The sequence below is a fragment of the Streptomyces niphimycinicus genome (genome assembly GCF_018883605.1).
Lineage (GTDB): Bacteria > Actinomycetota > Actinomycetes > Streptomycetales > Streptomycetaceae > Streptomyces > Streptomyces niphimycinicus.
In genome coordinates, this window is the sequence record NZ_JAHLEM010000251.1 from 1 (window position 1) to 17,286 (window position 17,286).

At 70.2% G+C, this 17,286-nt stretch carries 18 protein-coding genes; 5 read left to right on the forward strand and 13 right to left on the reverse strand.

Annotated elements, in window-relative coordinates:
• The 3 genes from KN815_RS22420 to KN815_RS22430 form a co-directional block, all read left to right on the forward strand.
• On the forward strand, positions 1-1,445 hold a 1,445-nt coding region (locus KN815_RS22420), incomplete at its 5' end, for an alpha/beta fold hydrolase (protein ID WP_216343727.1).
• A 64-nt stretch (positions 1,446-1,509) separates the two neighbouring features.
• Positions 1,510-1,734 (forward strand): MbtH family protein, encoded by a 225-nt coding sequence (locus KN815_RS22425; RefSeq protein ID WP_137969181.1) that lies wholly within the window; start codon positions 1,510-1,512, stop codon positions 1,732-1,734.
• A gap of 121 nt (positions 1,735-1,855) precedes the next feature.
• Positions 1,856-2,668: an alpha/beta fold hydrolase gene (locus KN815_RS22430; protein WP_216343728.1), complete on the forward strand. Its 813-nt coding sequence runs from the start codon at positions 1,856-1,858 to the stop codon at positions 2,666-2,668.
• A 103-nt stretch (positions 2,669-2,771) separates the two neighbouring features.
• Here the strand turns inward: KN815_RS22430 and KN815_RS22435 are convergent, their stop codons facing one another.
• Positions 2,772-4,952, reverse strand: coding sequence for an MMPL family transporter (locus tag KN815_RS22435; RefSeq protein WP_253209165.1), 2,181 nt, complete (start codon positions 4,950-4,952; stop codon positions 2,772-2,774).
• A 440-nt stretch (positions 4,953-5,392) separates the two neighbouring features.
• On the opposite strand from KN815_RS22435, the gene KN815_RS22440 reads away from it, so the two are divergent.
• A complete protein-coding gene (locus KN815_RS22440; protein WP_253209166.1) occupies positions 5,393-6,364 on the forward strand; it encodes an ornithine cyclodeaminase family protein in 972 nt (323 codons plus the stop codon).
• 136 nt (positions 6,365-6,500) lie between these two features.
• Here the strand turns inward: KN815_RS22440 and KN815_RS22445 are convergent, their stop codons facing one another.
• The 3 genes from KN815_RS22445 to KN815_RS22455 form a co-directional block, all read right to left on the reverse strand.
• Entirely contained in the window at positions 6,501-7,145 is a 645-nt protein-coding gene (locus KN815_RS22445; protein ID WP_216343731.1) for a response regulator, read from the reverse strand.
• Entirely contained in the window at positions 7,136-8,218 is a 1,083-nt protein-coding gene (locus KN815_RS22450; RefSeq protein WP_253209167.1) for a sensor histidine kinase, read from the reverse strand. The genes KN815_RS22445 and KN815_RS22450 overlap by 10 nt, the downstream gene beginning before the upstream one ends.
• Before the next feature lie 230 nt (positions 8,219-8,448).
• Positions 8,449-9,105 (reverse strand): DedA family protein, encoded by a 657-nt coding sequence (locus KN815_RS22455; protein ID WP_216343733.1) that lies wholly within the window; start codon positions 9,103-9,105, stop codon positions 8,449-8,451.
• A gap of 515 nt (positions 9,106-9,620) precedes the next feature.
• On the opposite strand from KN815_RS22455, the gene KN815_RS22460 reads away from it, so the two are divergent.
• Entirely contained in the window at positions 9,621-9,875 is a 255-nt protein-coding gene (locus KN815_RS22460; protein ID WP_253209168.1) for a hypothetical protein, read from the forward strand.
• A 59-nt stretch (positions 9,876-9,934) separates the two neighbouring features.
• Here the strand turns inward: KN815_RS22460 and KN815_RS22465 are convergent, their stop codons facing one another.
• From KN815_RS22465 to KN815_RS52250, 9 genes are all read right to left on the reverse strand, one after another.
• The gene (locus KN815_RS22465) at positions 9,935-10,669 is read right to left on the reverse strand and encodes a YqjF family protein (RefSeq protein WP_216343734.1); all 735 of its coding nucleotides are present in this window, start codon (positions 10,667-10,669) and stop codon (positions 9,935-9,937) included.
• Between the two features lie 70 nt (positions 10,670-10,739).
• Positions 10,740-11,879 carry a CaiB/BaiF CoA transferase family protein gene (locus KN815_RS22470; RefSeq protein ID WP_216343735.1) on the reverse strand — a complete coding sequence of 380 codons (1,140 nt, stop codon included), beginning with the start codon at positions 11,877-11,879 and terminating at the stop codon, positions 10,740-10,742.
• A 99-nt stretch (positions 11,880-11,978) separates the two neighbouring features.
• Entirely contained in the window at positions 11,979-12,947 is a 969-nt protein-coding gene (locus KN815_RS22475; protein ID WP_216343736.1) for an acetylxylan esterase, read from the reverse strand.
• Between the two features lie 113 nt (positions 12,948-13,060).
• The gene (locus KN815_RS22480; protein WP_216343737.1) at positions 13,061-13,822 is read right to left on the reverse strand and encodes a LacI family DNA-binding transcriptional regulator; all 762 of its coding nucleotides are present in this window, start codon (positions 13,820-13,822) and stop codon (positions 13,061-13,063) included.
• 347 nt (positions 13,823-14,169) lie between these two features.
• Complete coding sequence (locus KN815_RS22485; protein ID WP_372458434.1) at positions 14,170-15,006, reverse strand: amino acid ABC transporter ATP-binding protein; 837 nt, start codon at positions 15,004-15,006, stop codon at positions 14,170-14,172.
• 5 nt (positions 15,007-15,011) lie between these two features.
• Positions 15,012-15,797, reverse strand: a complete 786-nt coding sequence (locus KN815_RS22490) for an amino acid ABC transporter permease (protein ID WP_216343738.1) — start codon at positions 15,795-15,797, stop codon at positions 15,012-15,014.
• A gap of 41 nt (positions 15,798-15,838) precedes the next feature.
• On the reverse strand, positions 15,839-16,633 hold the full coding sequence (locus KN815_RS22495; RefSeq protein ID WP_216343739.1) for an ABC transporter substrate-binding protein: 795 nt from the start codon (positions 16,631-16,633) through the stop codon (positions 15,839-15,841).
• 130 nt (positions 16,634-16,763) lie between these two features.
• Positions 16,764-16,994 (reverse strand): SGM_3592 family protein, encoded by a 231-nt coding sequence (locus KN815_RS22500; protein WP_216343740.1) that lies wholly within the window; start codon positions 16,992-16,994, stop codon positions 16,764-16,766.
• A 124-nt stretch (positions 16,995-17,118) separates the two neighbouring features.
• The coding region (locus KN815_RS52250; protein WP_372458435.1) for a hypothetical protein at positions 17,119-17,286 on the reverse strand (168 nt) is incomplete at its 5' end.

The window sequence follows — 17,286 nt, forward strand, 5'->3', positions numbered from 1 at the left end:
GCGCGCGGATGTACCGCACCGGCGACCTGGCCCGTCTCACCCGCGACGGGGAGCTGACGTACCTGGGGCGCACCGACACCCAGGTCAAGATCCGCGGGTTCCGCATCGAACCGGGTGAGATCGAGGCGGTGCTCACCACCGCCCCGGAGGTGGTGCGGGCAGCCGTGGTCGTGCGGGAGGACCGGCCGGGGGACCGGCGGCTCGTCGGCTACGTGGTCGCGGCGCCCGGCTCCGAGGCCGCACCGCGCCGGGTGCGCGAGCACACCGCCCGGCATCTGCCCGACCATATGGTGCCCGCCGCGTTCGTCACCCTGGACGCGCTGCCGCTGACGCCCAACGGCAAGCTCGACCGGGCCGCCCTGCCGGCGCCCGAGTACCAGGGCGATACGGCGTCGGGACGGCCGAGGACACCCGAGGAGCGTGCGCTGTGCGCCCTGTTCTCCGAGATCCTGGGCGTGGCGGAGGTCGGAGCCGACGACGAGTTCTTCGACCTCGGCGGCCACTCCTTCCTCGCCGCCAAGCTGGTCGGCCGGATCCGCGACGAGATGGGCGGCGACCTGCCGGTGCGGGCGGTCTTCGACGCCCCGTCACCGGCGGCGCTCGCCCGCCTGCTGACGGGCGAGGCGCCTGTGGAGGGCGACTCGACGGGATCACTGCTGCCCCTGCGCGCCCGCGGCTCGGCCGCCCCGCTGTTCTTCCTGCACCCGGGAGGCGGCTTCAGTTGGTGCTACTCCGGTCTCGTCCGCCATCTCGGCGCCGAGGTGCCGGTCTATGGCGTCCAGGCCCGCGGCCTCGACGGCACCGGACCGCTCCCGGCGTCCATGGAGGAAATGGTCGAGGACTATTTCGAGCGGATCCGCTCCGTGCAGCCGCACGGCCCCTACCGGCTCGCCGGCTGGTCCTTCGGCGGACTGACCGCGCAGGCGCTGGCCGTCCGGATGCGCGCGGCGGGCGAGGAGGTCGGGATGCTCGCGGTGCTCGACTCCTACCCGCCGGGGGAGCACAGCGACCACTCGGAGCCGGTGGAGCACGAAGTCGTCGCGAACAACCTTCAGGCCATGGGATTCACCGTCGACATGGCCGAGCTCATAGCAGACCAGGAGCGGGTTCTGATGCGCTTCCGGGAATTCCTGCAAGGGGGAAATCACCCCATGGCCCACCTCGACCACCTCGAGGCCCAGGATGTGCTGGCCCTCAAGGACGTCTACGTGAACAATGTCCGGATCATGCGGTCCTATGAGCCCCAGTTCTTCGACGGGGACATGCTTTTCATCTCCGCGGAGCGGAAACCCGCCGAGCGGGAAACCATCCTGAATGTCAACTTGTGGCAACCGCTGACCGGCGGGTCGATCGAGATCTGCCCCATAGACTCGAACCACGGAGATCTGATGACCGACGCCCGTCACGCGGCGCGTATCGGACGTTTTCTCGCCGACCGGCTGTGAACCGTGAATGTATGTCAAGCGTCAAGCGTCAAGTGAAAGAATTTCTTCCAGAAGGAGCGATCTCATGAGCACCAACCCCTTCGAGGACCCCGAGGGCACGTATCTCGTGCTCGTCAACGATGAGGGGCAGCACTCCTTGTGGCCGGCGTTCGTCGAGGTTCCTCAGGGCTGGCGCACGGTCCTCGCCGACGCCACCCGGGACGCGGCGCTCGAATACGTGAACGCCCACTGGACCGATATGCGCCCCAAGAGCCTGATCAAGGCCATGGAAGGCGCCGACGCGGCCTGAGCGCCGCACCCGCTGGACCGCCGTGTGGCCCGCCCCGCCGGGACGCGTCCGACGCGTCGTACCCGAGGGGCGGGCCACACCCATGCCCGTGCACCCGTCATACCAAGGAGGATGGAGCGAGATGCCGGTCGTTCACGTCAACGGAATACAGCTCCACTACGAGGAAGCCGGCGAGGGCGAGCCGGTCGTGATGATCCAGGGGACCGGCGCCGGCGGCACCGTGTGGCAACTGCACCAGGTGCCCGCCCTCACCGCCGCCGGATTCCGCGTGATCACCCTCGACAACCGGGGCATACCGCCGACCTCGGAGTGTCCCGGGGGGTTCACCCTCCAGGACATGGTCGGCGATGTGGCCGGGCTCATCGAGCACCTCGGGATCGGTCCCTGCCGGGTCGTCGGCACGTCCCTGGGCGCCTTCGTCACGCAGGAACTCGCGCTGGCCCGGCCCGATCTCGTACGCCAGGCCGTCCTCATCGCCACCCGGGGCCGCACCGATGCGCTGCGCGCCGCGATCACCCGTGCCGAGATCGAGCTGCACGACGCCGGGGTGGAAATCCCGGTCCGGTACGCCGCCGTGGTCCGGGCCCTGAAGTCGCTGTCCCCGCGCACCCTCGACGACGGCGCGGCGATGGCCGACTGGCTCGATCTGTTCGAACTGTCGCCCGCGGCCGGTCCCGGACAGCGAGCGCAGATGGAACTGAGCACGCTGGGCCACCGGCTCGAGGCATACCGGGGCATCCGCGTCCCCTGCCAGGTCATCGCCTTCGCGGACGACCTGATCACCCCCGCGCATCTGGCGCGCGAGGTCGCCGACGCCATCCCGGGCGCCGAGTACGAACTCATCGAGGGCTGTGGGCACTACGGCTATCTGGAAGACCCCGCGACGGTGAACAAGGTGATGGTGGAGTTCCTCACCGGGGCGGCCGCCCGCTGACCGCCATGGGACGGCGAGCGGCACCGGAACGTGAAGAGGGGGGAGGCGCCCGGCCGGGGGTACCGGACGGCCCTCCCCCCTCGTCAAAGGGGCCGCCTGACCGCTACGGCCGCGGCCGGCCCGGCGACGGTGCCTGGTCCGTCCCGGGCACGAGGGACTGTACGTACGGGGCCGCCGGGCCCGTCGGCTCACCGGTCCCGGCCGGGACCGGCACGGCGGAAGGCTCCCTGCCGGTCCTGGACGTGCCGCCGGGCCACCAGTTCCACGGGCCGAGCGCCGTCATCAGCGCCGGCAGCACGAAGATCCGGATGACCACCGCGTCCAGCATGATCGCCGCCGCGAGTCCCACGCCGAGCTGCTTGAACTCGACCGCGTTGAGCGTGCCGAAGATCGAGAACACCGCCACCATGACGATCGCGGCACTCGTCACGACGCCCGCCGAGCGAACGATGCCCTCACGCACCGAGTCCCTCACGGACGCGCCGTCCTCGGCCATCTCCCGGATCCGGCTGACCACGAACACGTGGTAATCCATGGACAGTCCGAAGAGCACCACGAACAGGAAGAGCGGAAGCCAGGACACCACCGTGCCCGAGCTGTCGAAGTCGAGCAGCCCCTCCGCCCAGGTGTGCTGGAAGACCGCCACCAGGACACCGAACGAGGCGGCCGCGGAGAGCAGGTTCAGCAGCACCGCCGACAGCGCCACGGCCAGAGAGCGAAAGATCACCGCCATGGTGCCGAAGGTCAGCAGCAGTACGAAGCCCACCACCCAGGGCATGCGCTCCTCCAGGTGGTCGGTGAAGTCGATGCCCTGGGCCACCGCGCCGCCGACGCCGCTCTCGGCGTCCGGGACCTCGTCCAGCGCCTCGGGCACCCATCCGCGCAGCACCTTCAGCGACTCGGTGGCCTTGGGGTTCTTCGGCGGGTACGGCGTGCCCACCTCGACGGTGTGCACCCGGTGGTCCGCGGACTCGCGGATCACCGGCGTCTGGTCGTGGGCGAAGAGGCTGTTGCCCTCGGTGCGGTCGATCAGCCTCCGCAGCGCGGCCTTGACCTGGCCGGCCTCGTCGGCCGGGGCCCGTACCGCCACCTTGTGCACGGTGCCCTCGCTCGGGAAGGCGTCGGTGAGCCGGTCGGTCGCCCGGACGACCGGGATGTCCCGTGACAGGTCGTCCTGGCCGGGCTGCTTGAGCTTCATGTCCAGGGCGGGCAGGGCGAGCAGCAGCAGCGCGCCGATCGACACCACCAGCGTGAGGGCCGGCTTGAGCAGCGCCGGGCGCAGCAGCACCGGCCACAGGCGCGATTCGCCGGAGCGCATCGTCAGCCGCCACAGGAACGGCACCCGGGGACGGTCCACCCAGCGGCCCAGCTTGGCGAGGAGGGCGGGCAGCACGGTCACCGAGCCGAGCACCGCGACCGCCACGACGATGATGGAACCGGTGGCCAGGGAGGCGAAGGTGGCCTCCTGGGCCAGATAGAGCCCGGCCATCGCCACGATCACGGTGGTGCCGGACACCACGACCGTATGTCCCGACGTCTCCGCGGCGATGTCGATGGCGTCGAGGTGGGACTTGCCCTTACGGCGCTCCTCCCGCTCCCGCTTGAGGTAGAAGAGCGAGTAGTCGACGCCGACGGCCATGCCCATGAGGAGGATGACATTGCTCACCGCGCTGGTCTCCGGCAGCACATGGGACGCCAGGGTCGACAGCCCCATCGCGGTGACCACACAGGACAGGGCGAGCAGTACGGGCACTCCGGCGGCGATGATCGCGCCGAAGACCACCAGCAGGATCAGCAGGGTCAGCGGAACGCTGATCAGCTCGGCCCTCTTGAAGTCCTCGCCGATGGTGTCCGACATGCCCTTCGCCGTCGAACCGGTGCCCACCTGCTCGATGTTGAGCCCGTCGTGGGTGCGGTCGGCCTCGGCGCTCACATCGAGCAGCGGGCCGACCCGGTTGATGGCGTCGTCCTTGTCACCGTTCATCGTCACCGGTACGAGCAGGGCCTTGCCGTTCGGCGCGGGCACCGGCTCACCGACGCTCCGCACCTCGGACAGTGCCTTCATCCGGCCGGTGATGTCCTGGGCCGCCCGCTGCGCCGCCCGCCGGTCCAGCTTCCCGCCCGACTCGGCGGTGATGAGCACGTTCTCCTCGGCCCGTTCGGGGAAGTCCCCGGAAGAAACGATCTTGCCCGCCCGGCCCGACTCCCGGACCCCGGACTCCTCGGAGTCGAGCTTGTTGGTACCGGCGGCGCCGCCGAGGAAGAGGCACAGGGCGACGAACACGACCCACAGTCCGATCGCGGACCACGGATGTGTGGCGCTCCATCGGGCAACCCGTAACGTCGCCGGTTTCTTTCGCACTGTCAGCGTCCTCCCAATGGTGCCGAACCGTAGTGGCGGCTGCCGGGCTTATGACGCTAAAACGCTAGTTCCATGTCCCGGACGTCGACACGGGGTAAACCGCCTCGGTAGTCATTGTTTCCCGCAACTGTCACCCTGTGGTTCTCCGCAGGGTGCCAGTTGCGGGAAACCGTACTCGCCCAGGCGGAAGCTTGACCGGAGGATTCCGCAGCCATTAGTTTCATATTCCGGTTCGTCCTTTCCAGTGGAGTAAAAATTCCATTGGCAGGTAAATGCCGCACCGTGATGCGAATCAAGGGGAAACAATGGAAACCACGGTCCTCACTCGGCAACATGTTGCCAAGATCGTCCAGGGAAAGGGATTGGACCTTTTCATGGACCGGATGATCGACCGGCTCGATGAGGCGTTCCGTGCGGAAAACAGATGGGGTATCACCCCGGCTCGGGACGGATTCCTGCGCGGTCCTCGGAACACGGCCGTCCTCGAATGGATGCCGCACCACCAGCCCGGCGACTCGATCACCATCAAGACCGTGGCGTACACCCCCACGAATCCGTCCACCCACCAACTTCCCACCATCATCGGCACGATGGCCCGCTACGACGACGTGACCGGCCGTCTGCTGGCCGTCGGCGACGGCATCCTGCCCACCGCCGTCCGCACCGGCGCCGCCTCCGCCATCGCCAGCCGTCTGCTGGCCCGTCCCGACAGCCGGGTCCTCGGCCTGGTGGGCGCCGGTGCCCAGGCGGTGACCCAGGCCCATGCCCTCAGCCGGGTCTTCCGGCTGGACCGGATCCTCGTCCACGACATCGAGCCCGCCCACGCCGAGTCGTTCGCCGAGCGCGCGGAATTCCTCGGTATCGACGTGGAGGTGGCATCCGTCGCGGAGATCGAGGCGGCGTCGGACATCATCTGCACCGTCACCTCGGTCGGGGTCGGGGACGGCCCGGTCCTCCACGGCGAGCGGCTGCGCCCGCACGTCCACATCAACGCCATAGGCGCCGATCTGATCGGCAAGTTCGAGGTGCCGCTGTCCGTGCTCAAGTCCGCCTTCGTCACCCCCGACCACCAGGGGCAGGCGCTGCGCGAGGGTGAGTGCCAGCAGCTCGACCAGAGCGAGCTGGGCCCGGAGCTGCCCGCGCTGTGCGTCGACCCGGCGCTCGCCGAGGGACGGCGGGAGCAGGTGACCGTCTTCGACTCGACCGGATTCGCCCTGGAGGATCACGTCGCCTTCGATGTGCTCCTCGAACTCGCCGAGGAGGCCGGGATCGGCGACCGGGTGCAGCTCGAACACCTGCCGGAGGACGCGCTCAACCCGTACTCCTTCCAGTGACGGCACCGGGCTGTGCCCGCCCGGACGTGGGGCCGCAGACAGCCCGGTGGCGCCTTGGAAGCCGAGCGGATCTCGACGACGTGTGGGAACACGTCGTCGAGCACCTCGATACCCGTGGCCTCGCCCGGCGCGGGCCTCAGGACTCCAGATACCGCAGGACCGCCAGGATCCGCCGGCTGTAGCCGGCGGTATGCGACAGGTCGAGCTTGTCGAAAATGGTGTTGAGGTTCTTCTCCACCGAGCTCAGCGAGATATGCAGCTTCTGCGCGATGGCCGTGTTGGTGTGACCCTGCGCCAGCGTCTCCAGCACACTGCGCTCGCGCGGGGTGAGCCGGGCGAGCGGGTCACCGTGTGTGGTACGGATGACCAACTGGCGTACGACCTCCGGGTCGATGGCCGCGCCACCGGCGTGGATCCGCTCCAGCGCGTCCAGGAACTCCTCGACCTGGGCGACCCGGTCCTTCAGGAGATACCCGACCCGCTCCGCGTTGGACGCCAGAAGCTGGGCCGCGTAGTTGCGCTCCACATGCTGCGACAGCACGAGCAGGCTTATCCAGGGCCAGCGCTTACGGATGTCCAGCGCGGCCCGCAGCCCGTCGTCGGTGTGCGTCGGAGGCATCCGGATGTCGACGACGACCATGTCGGGCATCCGCTCCTCGACCTCCTTCATGAGGGACACCGCGTCACCCACCGCCGCGACGACCTCATGGCCCTCCTCGACCAGCAGACGTACCAGTCCTTCCCGTAGCAAGGTCGAGTCCTCGGCGAGGATCACGCGCATGGAAGCTCCGCGGTAATGGTCGTGGGTCCCCCGAGGGGGCTGTCGATGTGCAGCAGACCGTCGAGCGCGCTCACCCGGCTGCGCAGCCCGGTGAGGCCGCTGCCCGATGGATCCGCTCCGCCGGTGCCATTGTCCTCCACCCGGACCACCAGCACCGCTCCGTGCAGCGCGAGTCGGATGCCGATGGCCGTGGCGCCGGAGTGCTTGGCGGCGTTGGTGACGCACTCCGAGACCACGAAGTACGCGGCGGTCTCCACCGTGTGTGGCAGCGCACCATCGACCTCGAAGTCCATGCGGATGGGGATGGAGCACCGCTCGGAGACCCCGCTGAGCGCTTCCTTCAGCCCCAGGCTGTCCAGAGCGGAGGGATAGATCCGCCAGGTGGCCTCCCGGAGTTCGGTGATGACCTCCTGGGACTCCTGGTGAGCCTGGTGCAGCAAGGCATCCACCTGCTCGGGATTGCGGCCGCGGCTGCGGCGCGCCCGGCCGAGCAGCATGGCGAGCGCCACCAGGCGCTGCTGGATGCCGTCGTGGAGATCGCGCTCGATGCGGCGGCGCTCGGCGTCGACGGCCTGGAGGACCGCGGCCCGGCTGGTGGCCAGCTCGTCGATGCGCTGCCGCAGCAACTCCCGCTCGGACGGCCCGAAGCACTCACGGGCCAGCCGGGCGTCCAGGACCGCGAGAGAGTAGATGCCCTGCACGTCGAGGAAGAGCAGCACCCCGCCGAGCAGCGCCTGGGTGAGGAGTTCCTGGAGGTCCAGGCGGCCTTGGACCAGTCGCATGGCCAGCACCGCGGCGAGGATGGCACCGAACCCCAGCAGACCGATGACGATGGTGCACAGCAGCCCCGTATAGCTGCGGATCGCCAGATAGCGCAGGACCTTCTGGTCGGACGACTTGTAGTGCTCGGGGAAACGATCGCCGAAGAAGACGAAGCGGCGCGCCCGGTCCAGCCCCGCGAGCCGACGGGCCCCGGAGGCGAGCGCGGCCAGGGCGCCGGGCCGGGTGCGCGGCCCCAGCAGAAAGGGCGCCAAAGCCGTGCCGACGATCAGCAAGTAGAGAAATCCGAGCATGGCCGTGCAACAGCCGAGGAGCGCTCCCGGAATCTTGCGCGGCCACGAGGGTTCCGCCGCCCCCCTCCCGCCGTCGTCCTGACCGGGCGAGCCGAGAAACAGGTGATGGGTGGCGAAATTCGTCAAATCCCCCTGCACGGGGGCCAAGCCTAGCCCGGCCGCACACCCCGGGCAAGATCGTCCGGGCTGTGGCGCGAGCAGCGCGGAGGCGCCGGGGCGCCCGTCATGGCTCATGAAGCGGGGCGCTGCCTGCCGCGACCGCGGAAGCGCACGACCAGGTAGACCACGATGGCCACCACCACCGCGACCAGGACCACCTTGGAGAGCACACCGACGTAGGTCTCCACCTCGTCCCACTGATCGCCCAGCCAGTAGCCGGCCATCACCAGCACCGTGTTCCAGACCAGGCTGCCCAGCGTGGTCAGCAGGGCGAAGACCGGCAGCGGCATCCGCTCGACCCCGGCCGGAATGGAGATGAGGCTGCGGAAGATCGGGACCATGCGGCCGATGAAGACCGCCTTGGTGCCGTGCCGCTCGAACCATTGCTCCGTACGGTCCAGGTCGGACGCCTTCACCAGCGGCAGCTTCGCCCAGATGGCGTGCATGCGCTTGCGGCCGACGAGCATGCCGATCCAGTACAGCACCAGCGCGCCCACCACCGAACCGAGCGTGGTCCAGAACAGCGCCGAGGCCAGGCTGAGCACCCCCTGCCCGGCCGCGAACCCGGTCAGCGGCAGGATCACCTCGCTGGGCAGCGGCGGGAAGAGGTTCTCCAGCGCGATGGCCAGACCGGCTCCCGGCCCGCCCATCGCGTCCACGAGGTCCGCGGCCCAGCCGGCGAAGCCGTCGGAGGGTTCCTGGGGCAGAGCCAGGGTCATCAAGTGCATGCGTGGTCTCCAACATGGCGGTCAGGCGCCGGAGCGCTGTGCGGCCCCGACGCCTGTCAATCTAGAAACCGCGGACCAGCGAGGACATGAGGATTGCCGCCCAACCCGGTGGTGTTCTCCGCAGCGCTCGCCCTGCGGGAAACCGCAGATCAGCCGGGTGCCGGGCCGCCCAGGCGCACCATGCGCGCGACACCGGGGGACCGGCTCGGGAGAAGCGGCCAACTGCCTGCCGCGTGGTCGGTGCCGCGGGAAACCGCCGACACGGTGCTGAACGAAGTGGGGCAGCACTGCGCGTCGCGGCGCACGGGCCGCGGTCAGGCGCCCGGCGCCGGGCTGTCGGGTGGTGGTTCGTCTCGGCCGCCACGACGATCCTGGCGGCCATCGCCTTCACCGCGCTGCCCAGGACCGGACTCGGCACGCTTCCAACGCCAATCGTCTGTCTGGCGGGGGTCGTCCTGATGGCGATCTGGTTTGCCGTCCCCGGTAAGCCGGCCAGCAAGGGTGGACTCGACGTGATGCCGGACATGGACGGGGCCTCGGCCGAGACGCGCCCGGGTCTGGAACGCGCGGTCACGATCGTCGAATCCACCGCTGCCGCCACCGAAACCCAGGTGCGTGGTCATTGGGTCCGCTCCCGGTTGGCCGACGTCGGCCTCTCCGGGGATCTCACGTCGGTCGCGGCGGTAAAGGCGCTGCGCGGGGCAGAGCCGGGGCTGAGTCTGCCGGCGGCGGTGCAACTACGGGATGATGCGGTAGCCCATCCGGAGTGATGCGCGACCGGGTCTCCCGGACTGGTGGCGTTGGTGAGTCAGACGTCTGTGCCGCTGGCTCATGCGCGTTGCGGGGTCCCGAAGCGAACGGCGACCCCGGGGGAGTACAACAGACTCACCGGCGGGCCCGCCATGGGCGGCAGGCCCGCGGTGGTGATCAGGCCGTCGTCGAGATCGAGCAGCTCGGCCCGGTGCAGCGGCCACGGTGCGTGGTCGTTCGGCAGGTGGACCGTGCGGCCGTGCCAGGAGACGTGCAGACCCCACCGGGCGGTCAGGAAGAGCTCCAGCGGTGTCGGCTCGGCGATGGACCCGCCTATCCTCACCACGGCCCGGCTCGTGCGGCCCCCGGCCGCCGGGCGCCGCCGCAGGCCGCAGCTATAGGTGAGCACGTCGTTCTCGCGGCGCAGGCGCATCGTGGACCACCGATAGGGCAGCCGGACGGTGAGCCGGCCCACCAGCACCGGGAGCAGCCGGGCCGCGTCGAGGGACCGGAACACCACACCGCGCCGGCCCTGCCGGTCCACCGAGTACAGCCGGACGTTCGTCTCGCAGAACGTGCCCAGATACGGCAGGCCGGGCCCCGGCCCGAAGCCCACACCGCGCATCAGGAACGGGACCAGCCCGACATAGGTGACACCGTCGAAGATGTCGGGGCGGGTACCGGCGGGCAGCAGCGGGGCGACGCGCTCCGGCTCCACCGGCCAGTGCAGGAAGGTGAGTTCATCCCAGCGCTGGACCAGTGTCGGCCGCCGCACGGGCCGTGGCGTGGACAGCGTGATCGGCTCGATCTCCATGCCGGCGTCCTAGCACAGGAGCCGAGCCACCCGTCGGCCGGGTCCCGGAGTCCCGGGGCGCGCGACGTGCTCAGGAGAACTCGGCGCGCACCGCCTCCGTGTGCTCGCCGAGCCCCGGCACCGGCCGCATCGGCGCCCTGCGGCCCGCCACCTCCACCGGCGGCAGCAGACCGCGCAGCGGCCCGACCGGGGAGCCGAACTCGCCCCAGCGGTCGCGGGCGTCGAACTGGGGGTGGGCGCCGAACTCCGCGATGTCGCGCAGCCGGGCATTGGCGATACCGGCCCCGTCCAGCAGCGCGATCAGCCCCTCGGCGGTGTGCTCCGCGAAGCACGACTCCAACTCGGCCGTCAGCGCCTCGTCATGGGTACGGCGCAGGGGATTGTCCGCGAAGCGCGGATCCCCGATCAGCTCCGGGCGGCGGAGCACCCGCTCGCACAGGGCGGCCCATTCACGGTCGCTCTGCACACTCAGGAACACCTGACCGCCGTCCCCACAGCGGTAGGCGCCGTACGGCGAGATCGACGGATGGCGCGCGCCACTGCGCACGACCCCGGCACCGCCGTACGCCTGGGCGAAATAGGGGTGGCCCATCCACTCGCCCAGCGCATCGAGCAGGCTCACGCTCAGGTCCGTCCCCGCACCGGTGCGCTCCCGCTCGTACAGCGCGGTGAGAATGCCGGTGTAGGCGTACATCCCGCCCGCGATATCGGCGATCGAGATCCCGGGGCGGGCCGGGGCCGCCGGGCTGCCGGTGATCGACAGCAGCCCCGCCTCGCACTGGATGAGCAGGTCGTACGCCTTCTTCTCGCGGTACGGGCCACTGTCCCCGTAGCCGGAGAGCGCGCAGGTGATCAGGCGGGGATGGGCGGGCCGCAGCGTCCGCGCTCCCAGGCCCAGCCGGTCCACGGCGCCGGGCGCCAGATTGTGCACGAAGACATCGGCGCGGGCGAGCATCGCATCGAGCAGCGCCCGGTCGGTGTCGTCCTTGACGTCGAGGACGACGCTCTCCTTACCGCGGTTGATCCAGACGAAGTAGGCCGACGCGCCCTTGACCTCGCGGTCGTAGTCGCGGGCGAAGTCCCCGCGCCCAGGCCGCTCCACCTTGATGACCCTGGCGCCCAGATCGGCGAGCTGACGGGTGGCGAACGGGGCGGCGACGGCCTGCTCCAGGGCGACGACGGTGATGCCTTCCAGCGGTTGCGCGGGCACGGGCGGCTCCTTCGGTGCGGGTAGCCCCTGTCTACCCGGTGCCGGGCGGCGGTCGAACCCGATCCGGACGGCGGTCGAACGCCGCCCGGCACGCCGGGTTCAGCCCAGCAGCCCGCGCAGAAAGCGGATCTGCTCGGCCTGCTGATGCGTGCCCCCGCCCTCGTGGCCGTTGAAGGACCACACCTTGAGGTCCTTCTCACCGGCGTAGTGGTGATGGGCGGCGAAGCCGCAGGAGGTCGGGGTGACCTCATCGCGAAGGGCGGTCGAGAACAGCGCCGGGGCGCCCGCGCGGGCCGCGAAGTTGAGCCCGTCGAAGTGGTCGAGCGTGGCGAACACCCGCTCGGCCAGGTGGCGCTGTCCGGCGCAGAACCGGACCAGTTCACCGTAGGGTTCCGCATCGGTGATCTCGACCGCGCGCCGGATGTGGGTCAGGAACGGCACATCCACCAGGGCCGCCGTCAGATCCGGCACCAGACCGGCCGCCGCCAGCGCCAGCGCACCGCCCTGACTGCCGCCGCTGACCACGATGCGCGCGGAATCCACCAGCGGATGCTCACGGGCGGCCTCCACCGCCCGTACCGCGTCCGTGTACAGCCGGCGGTAGTAGTGGTCGTCCGGGGAGAGAACGCCCTGGGTCAGCTTGCCCGGGGCCTCGGGCCCGGTGCCGCCGACCGGATCGGGGGTGACGCCGGGGGAGTGCTGCACCCATCCCTGGCCCCGGCTGTCCATCACGAAGACCGCATAGCCCACCGACGGCCACAGCAGCCAGTTGTGCGGCAGCCCCCGGCCGCCGCTGTAGCCGAGGTACTGCACCACGCACGGCAGCGGGCCCGCCACCTCCCGCGGGGCCAGCAGCCAGCCACGTATCCGGTGCCCGCCGAAGCCGGAGAACTCCACGTCGTAGCTCTGCACTCGGGCCATTCCGGTGTCCTCTTCGGTGAACACCGCGTTCAGCTCGCAGGCACGGGCCTCGGCGAGGGTCCGCGTCCAGAAGGCGTCGAAGCCGTCCGGCTCGGGCAGCGGGGGCTGATAGGTGCGCAACTGCTCCAGGGGCAGGTCGATGAACACGGTGGGCGGACCTCCGTAGCGATCGGTGCGGTGCGGGATGACATATCGGATGTGCGGGAGGGGATTGGTGATACGGCCCCGTCCGGACAGCCGTGCAGTGTTCGATCCCTCGGTCATAAGAGAGCGCGAAGTGGGGGAGCGGTACTGGACCGGACCATGAGCCGGGTGGACAGCTCGGTCCGGATCGCCTCCGGTATCTCGCCGGTCATCAGCCGCAGCAGCTTGCGCAGCGCCGCCGCCATCGCCGACCGGTAATCGGCGACCCGGCCACCGTCGCGCACCGCCCGCCCCAGGCCGCCGAGCACCGCGATCCGGCGGTGCCCCAGCTCGATGAGGTGCTCGGTCGCGGCCATCCCGCCCTGCCAGTTGGCGGCGGCCACGGACGGCACCCCGGGCGGCGGGTCCTGCGCGGGGTCGATCAGCACAAACGGGATCCGGTGCTCATCGAGCCAGGAGTACTGGGCGGGCGCGAGCTTCGTGAGATGGAACAGCACACCCGAGCTGCCCCGGGCGTACAGCTTGTCCGGCCAGCCGTGCTCGCTCGGGCCGCCCCGGCCACGGGGGGCCGCGGCCGAGACCACCACCTCGAGTCCCGCCTCGTGCGCGGCCTGAGCCGCGCCGTGCAGCACCGCCCCCGACCAGGGGCTGTCGAGTGAGTGCACCACCAGGTCGACCATCGCGGCCGGTCTGGGCGTCTCACAGCGCGGCCTGCGGATGTACCCCAGGCGGTCCAGGACCTCGGTGACCCGGCGACGGGTCTCGGGGGCCACGTCCTCCCGGCCGTTGACCACCTTCGAAGCGGTCGGCACCGACACACCCGCCTCACGGGCGACGACCGCCAGCGTGGGCCCCGTCGATCCCGAGGAACGAGCCATCGAGACTCCCTTCCCTAACCGCCCACGTGGAACCCTGACCGGGCAGCAATCGGTTTCTACCCTAAGGCCGCCCCAAGTCACCGGGAAGACCCGGGAGTCGAGGGGGGACGCCCCACGCCTCCTTGTCGCCACCGCCCGCCGAAACGTTGCCCGCGCTCCGCCCCCGGCCATGGCTGGACGGGCACCTGGGAGGCCGCCGCCTCCGGGACGGTCCCGCCCTGCCCGGTCAGTCGATCCGCGATGTGGTGCACACCAGCGTCGGCGGCCACGCCGTCCGCGTCCGGGTGCGAGGCGAACGACCCGCGCGACCTGCGCCAGTCAAAGAAGCTCAACCGCCCGCACGGAGCTCAGCGGTCGATCCGCGCTCCGTGCGGGCCCGTGTCCGGCACCTCCCCGACCCGCGCCGCGGCCGGGTTGAGCACCCTGGTGAGAAAGGCCCGGGTGCGCGGGTGAACCGGATCGGACACCACCTGCTCCGGTCCGCCCTCCTCCACGATCGCCCCGTCGTCCATGAACACGACCCGGTCGGCGACCTCCCGCGCGAAGCTCATCTCATGGGTGACGACCAGCATCGTCATCCCCTCGTCCGCCAGGGCGCGCATCACGGCGAGCACATCGCCGACCAGCTCCGGATCGAGCGCCGAGGTCGGCTCGTCGAAGAGCATCAACTCCGGGTCCATGGACAGCGCCCGGGCGATGGCCACCCGTTGCTGCTGGCCACCCGAGAGCTGCGCCGGATAGGCCGACTCCTTGTCGCTCAGCCCGACCCGGCGCAGCGTGTCCCGCCCGATCCGTACCGCCTCCGCCTTGTCGCGGCGCAGCACCCGCCGCTGGGCGATGGTGAGGTTCTCCAGGGCGGTGAGATGCGGAAAGAGGTTGAACGCCTGGAACACCATGCCGATCCGCCGCCGCACCCGGTCGATGTCCACGTCCGGGTCGGTGACCTCGGTGCCCGCCACGGTGACCGAGCCCGAGGTCGGTTCCTCCAGGAGGTTCACACAGCGCAGCAGCGTCGACTTGCCGGATCCCGACGGGCCGATGACACAGACCACCTCGCCCCGCCGGACGGTGAGATCGATGCCCTTGAGCACCTCCAGCGCGCCGAAGGACTTGTGCAGCCCCGCCACCTGGATGGCGATGCCGTCCGCCGCGCCGGTCTCCTTCGCCACCGTCGTCTCCTTCACACCGGTCACCTCGCCTTCGCCGAACGGGCCTCGAGCCGGCGCACCAACTGGCCGAGCGGAACGGTGATGATCAGGTAGCACACCCCGGCGACCAGGATCGGGGTGAGGCTGCGGTGCTGATTCAGCGCGTCCCGGCCGAACTTGGACAGCTCGTACTGGTCCAGGGAGAGCCCCAGCAGATAGACCAGGGACGAGTCCTTGGTCAGCAGCACCAGTTCATTGGTGAGCGGCGGCAGGACGATGCGGAACGCCTGCGGGATGATGATCGAGGCCATCGCCCGGCCGTGGGACATGCCCAGCGAACGCGCCGCCTCCATCTGCCCCTTGGGCACCGCCTGGATGCCCGCCCGCATCGTCTCCGCGATGTAGGCGGCCCCGACCAGCCCCAATGCCAGCATCACCGTGACATGCCGGTCCAGCGCCACCTGGAAGGCGAGTGGCACCCCGAAGCCCAGCGCGATGAACACCAGCAGCGCGGGCACCCCGCGGAAGAACTCGATGTAGGCGACCGCCAGCCAGCGGTACGGCGGCACCTGCGAGAGCCGCATCAGCGCCAGCACCACCCCCAGGACAAGGCCGAAGCCGAAGCCGAGCAGGGTGTAGACGACGGTGTTGACCAGGGCGGTGGTGATGATGTCGGGGAACAGGGACCGGGCGACCTCGGCGTCGAAGAACGCGCGCCGCAGTTCACCCCAGTCCGCGGCCAGGACGATGGCGAGCAGCAGGGCGATGAGCACGGCGTACTGCACCGCTCGTATCGCCCGCACCCGCTGCCGGCGGGTCATTGCCATAAGTGTGCGGACTCCTCAGCTCCGATGGCCGTCGGCGGGCTTCACTTCTTGGGCGCGGTGCCGAACCACTTCTTGTAGATACGGTCGTAGGAGCCGTCCGCCCGGGCGTCCTTCAGCACCGCGTCGATCTTCTTGCGCAGTGCGTCATTGCCGGTCCGCACGGCGATGCCGTACTGCTCGCCGGTGTCGAACTCGGCCGTCACCGTGGTGTCGGCGTTGTCCTTGACGTAGTCGTAGAGCACCCCGTTGTCATTGATGCCCGCGTCGGTCTGCCCGGTCTTGACGGCGGTCAGCAGCAGCGCGAGATCCTCGAACTGGACCAGCTTGGCGCCCTTGGCGTGCTTCTGGGCATAACTCTCACCGGTGGTGCCCTGCTGGACCGCGAGCTTCTTGCCCTTGAGGTCGGCGAGGGTCTTGTAGGGCTTGCCCTTGGTGGTGAGCAGCGCCTGCGTGGCTTCGAAGTACGGGGCGGAGAAGTCCAGGTTCTTCTCGCGTACGTCGGTGATGGTCATCCCGGCGGCGGCCACGTCGCACTGGTTGGTGTTGAGGTCCTCCCCGGACTGGATGCCCTCGAAGGGCGTGTCCACGATCTCCTGCTTCACATCGAGTGCCGAGGCCACGAGGTCGACGATGTCCACATCGAAGCCGACGATCTTCTTGCCCTGCTTGGACTGGAAGGGCGGATAGGGCAGATGGGTGCAGGTGGTGAGCTTCCCGGAATTCACCAGGCTGATGTCGCCGCCGCCGGACCCCGACGACTTGGTGCTGGTGCACCCGGCCAGGAGGGCGGATACGGCGGCGACGGCTATGACGGGCAACGCGGAGCGAGCGGACACGGCACCTCCGGGACAGGGTCGGCGAACGACCACGGACCTCGATGATCAGTGAGTCGGGCCGAATCCTCCCACCGGATACGCCGCGGTGTCTTTACGCGCGCAATTGCGACCGGATAACGGAGAGGCGAGGTCAGCGCCGCCGGCGCCGCTTGCGGCGCTTGCTCCAGAACCAGCCGGCCGGCGGCTCGTCCGCCCGCCAGGGCTGGGGCTCGGGCGCGCCGCGCCGCCACCGCGCGGTCAGCATCCGGGTGCGCGCCGCGGGCTCGGCGACCTCCGCGCCCCGTATGAAGTCCTCGTCGAGGGTGACGTCGTCCCAGCCGTCGGCGTCGTCGTCCCCGCGGGGTGTGGATCCGGTGCTCAAGGGGCACCTCCCGTTGCCATGGTGCCGCTCGGGCACAAGAGCGTGTTCCTCGAGCGATGAACGCATGGGGTGTCCGCCGAGTTCCGGTGGACACCGCGGGGGACGTGCCGGGGTCAGGTGAAGATCAGCCGGTCAGGGGCCGGAGCGGGGTCCACACCCGCATCGCGCCGGGCTCGCGGTTCGCCCACGCGTAGTACGGGATCGCGGTCACCGGCACCGGCTCGGGGACTTCCGCGCCACCCGCGTCCCCGCCCGAGCCCGCGTCCCCGCCCGAGCCCGCGTCCCCGCCGGG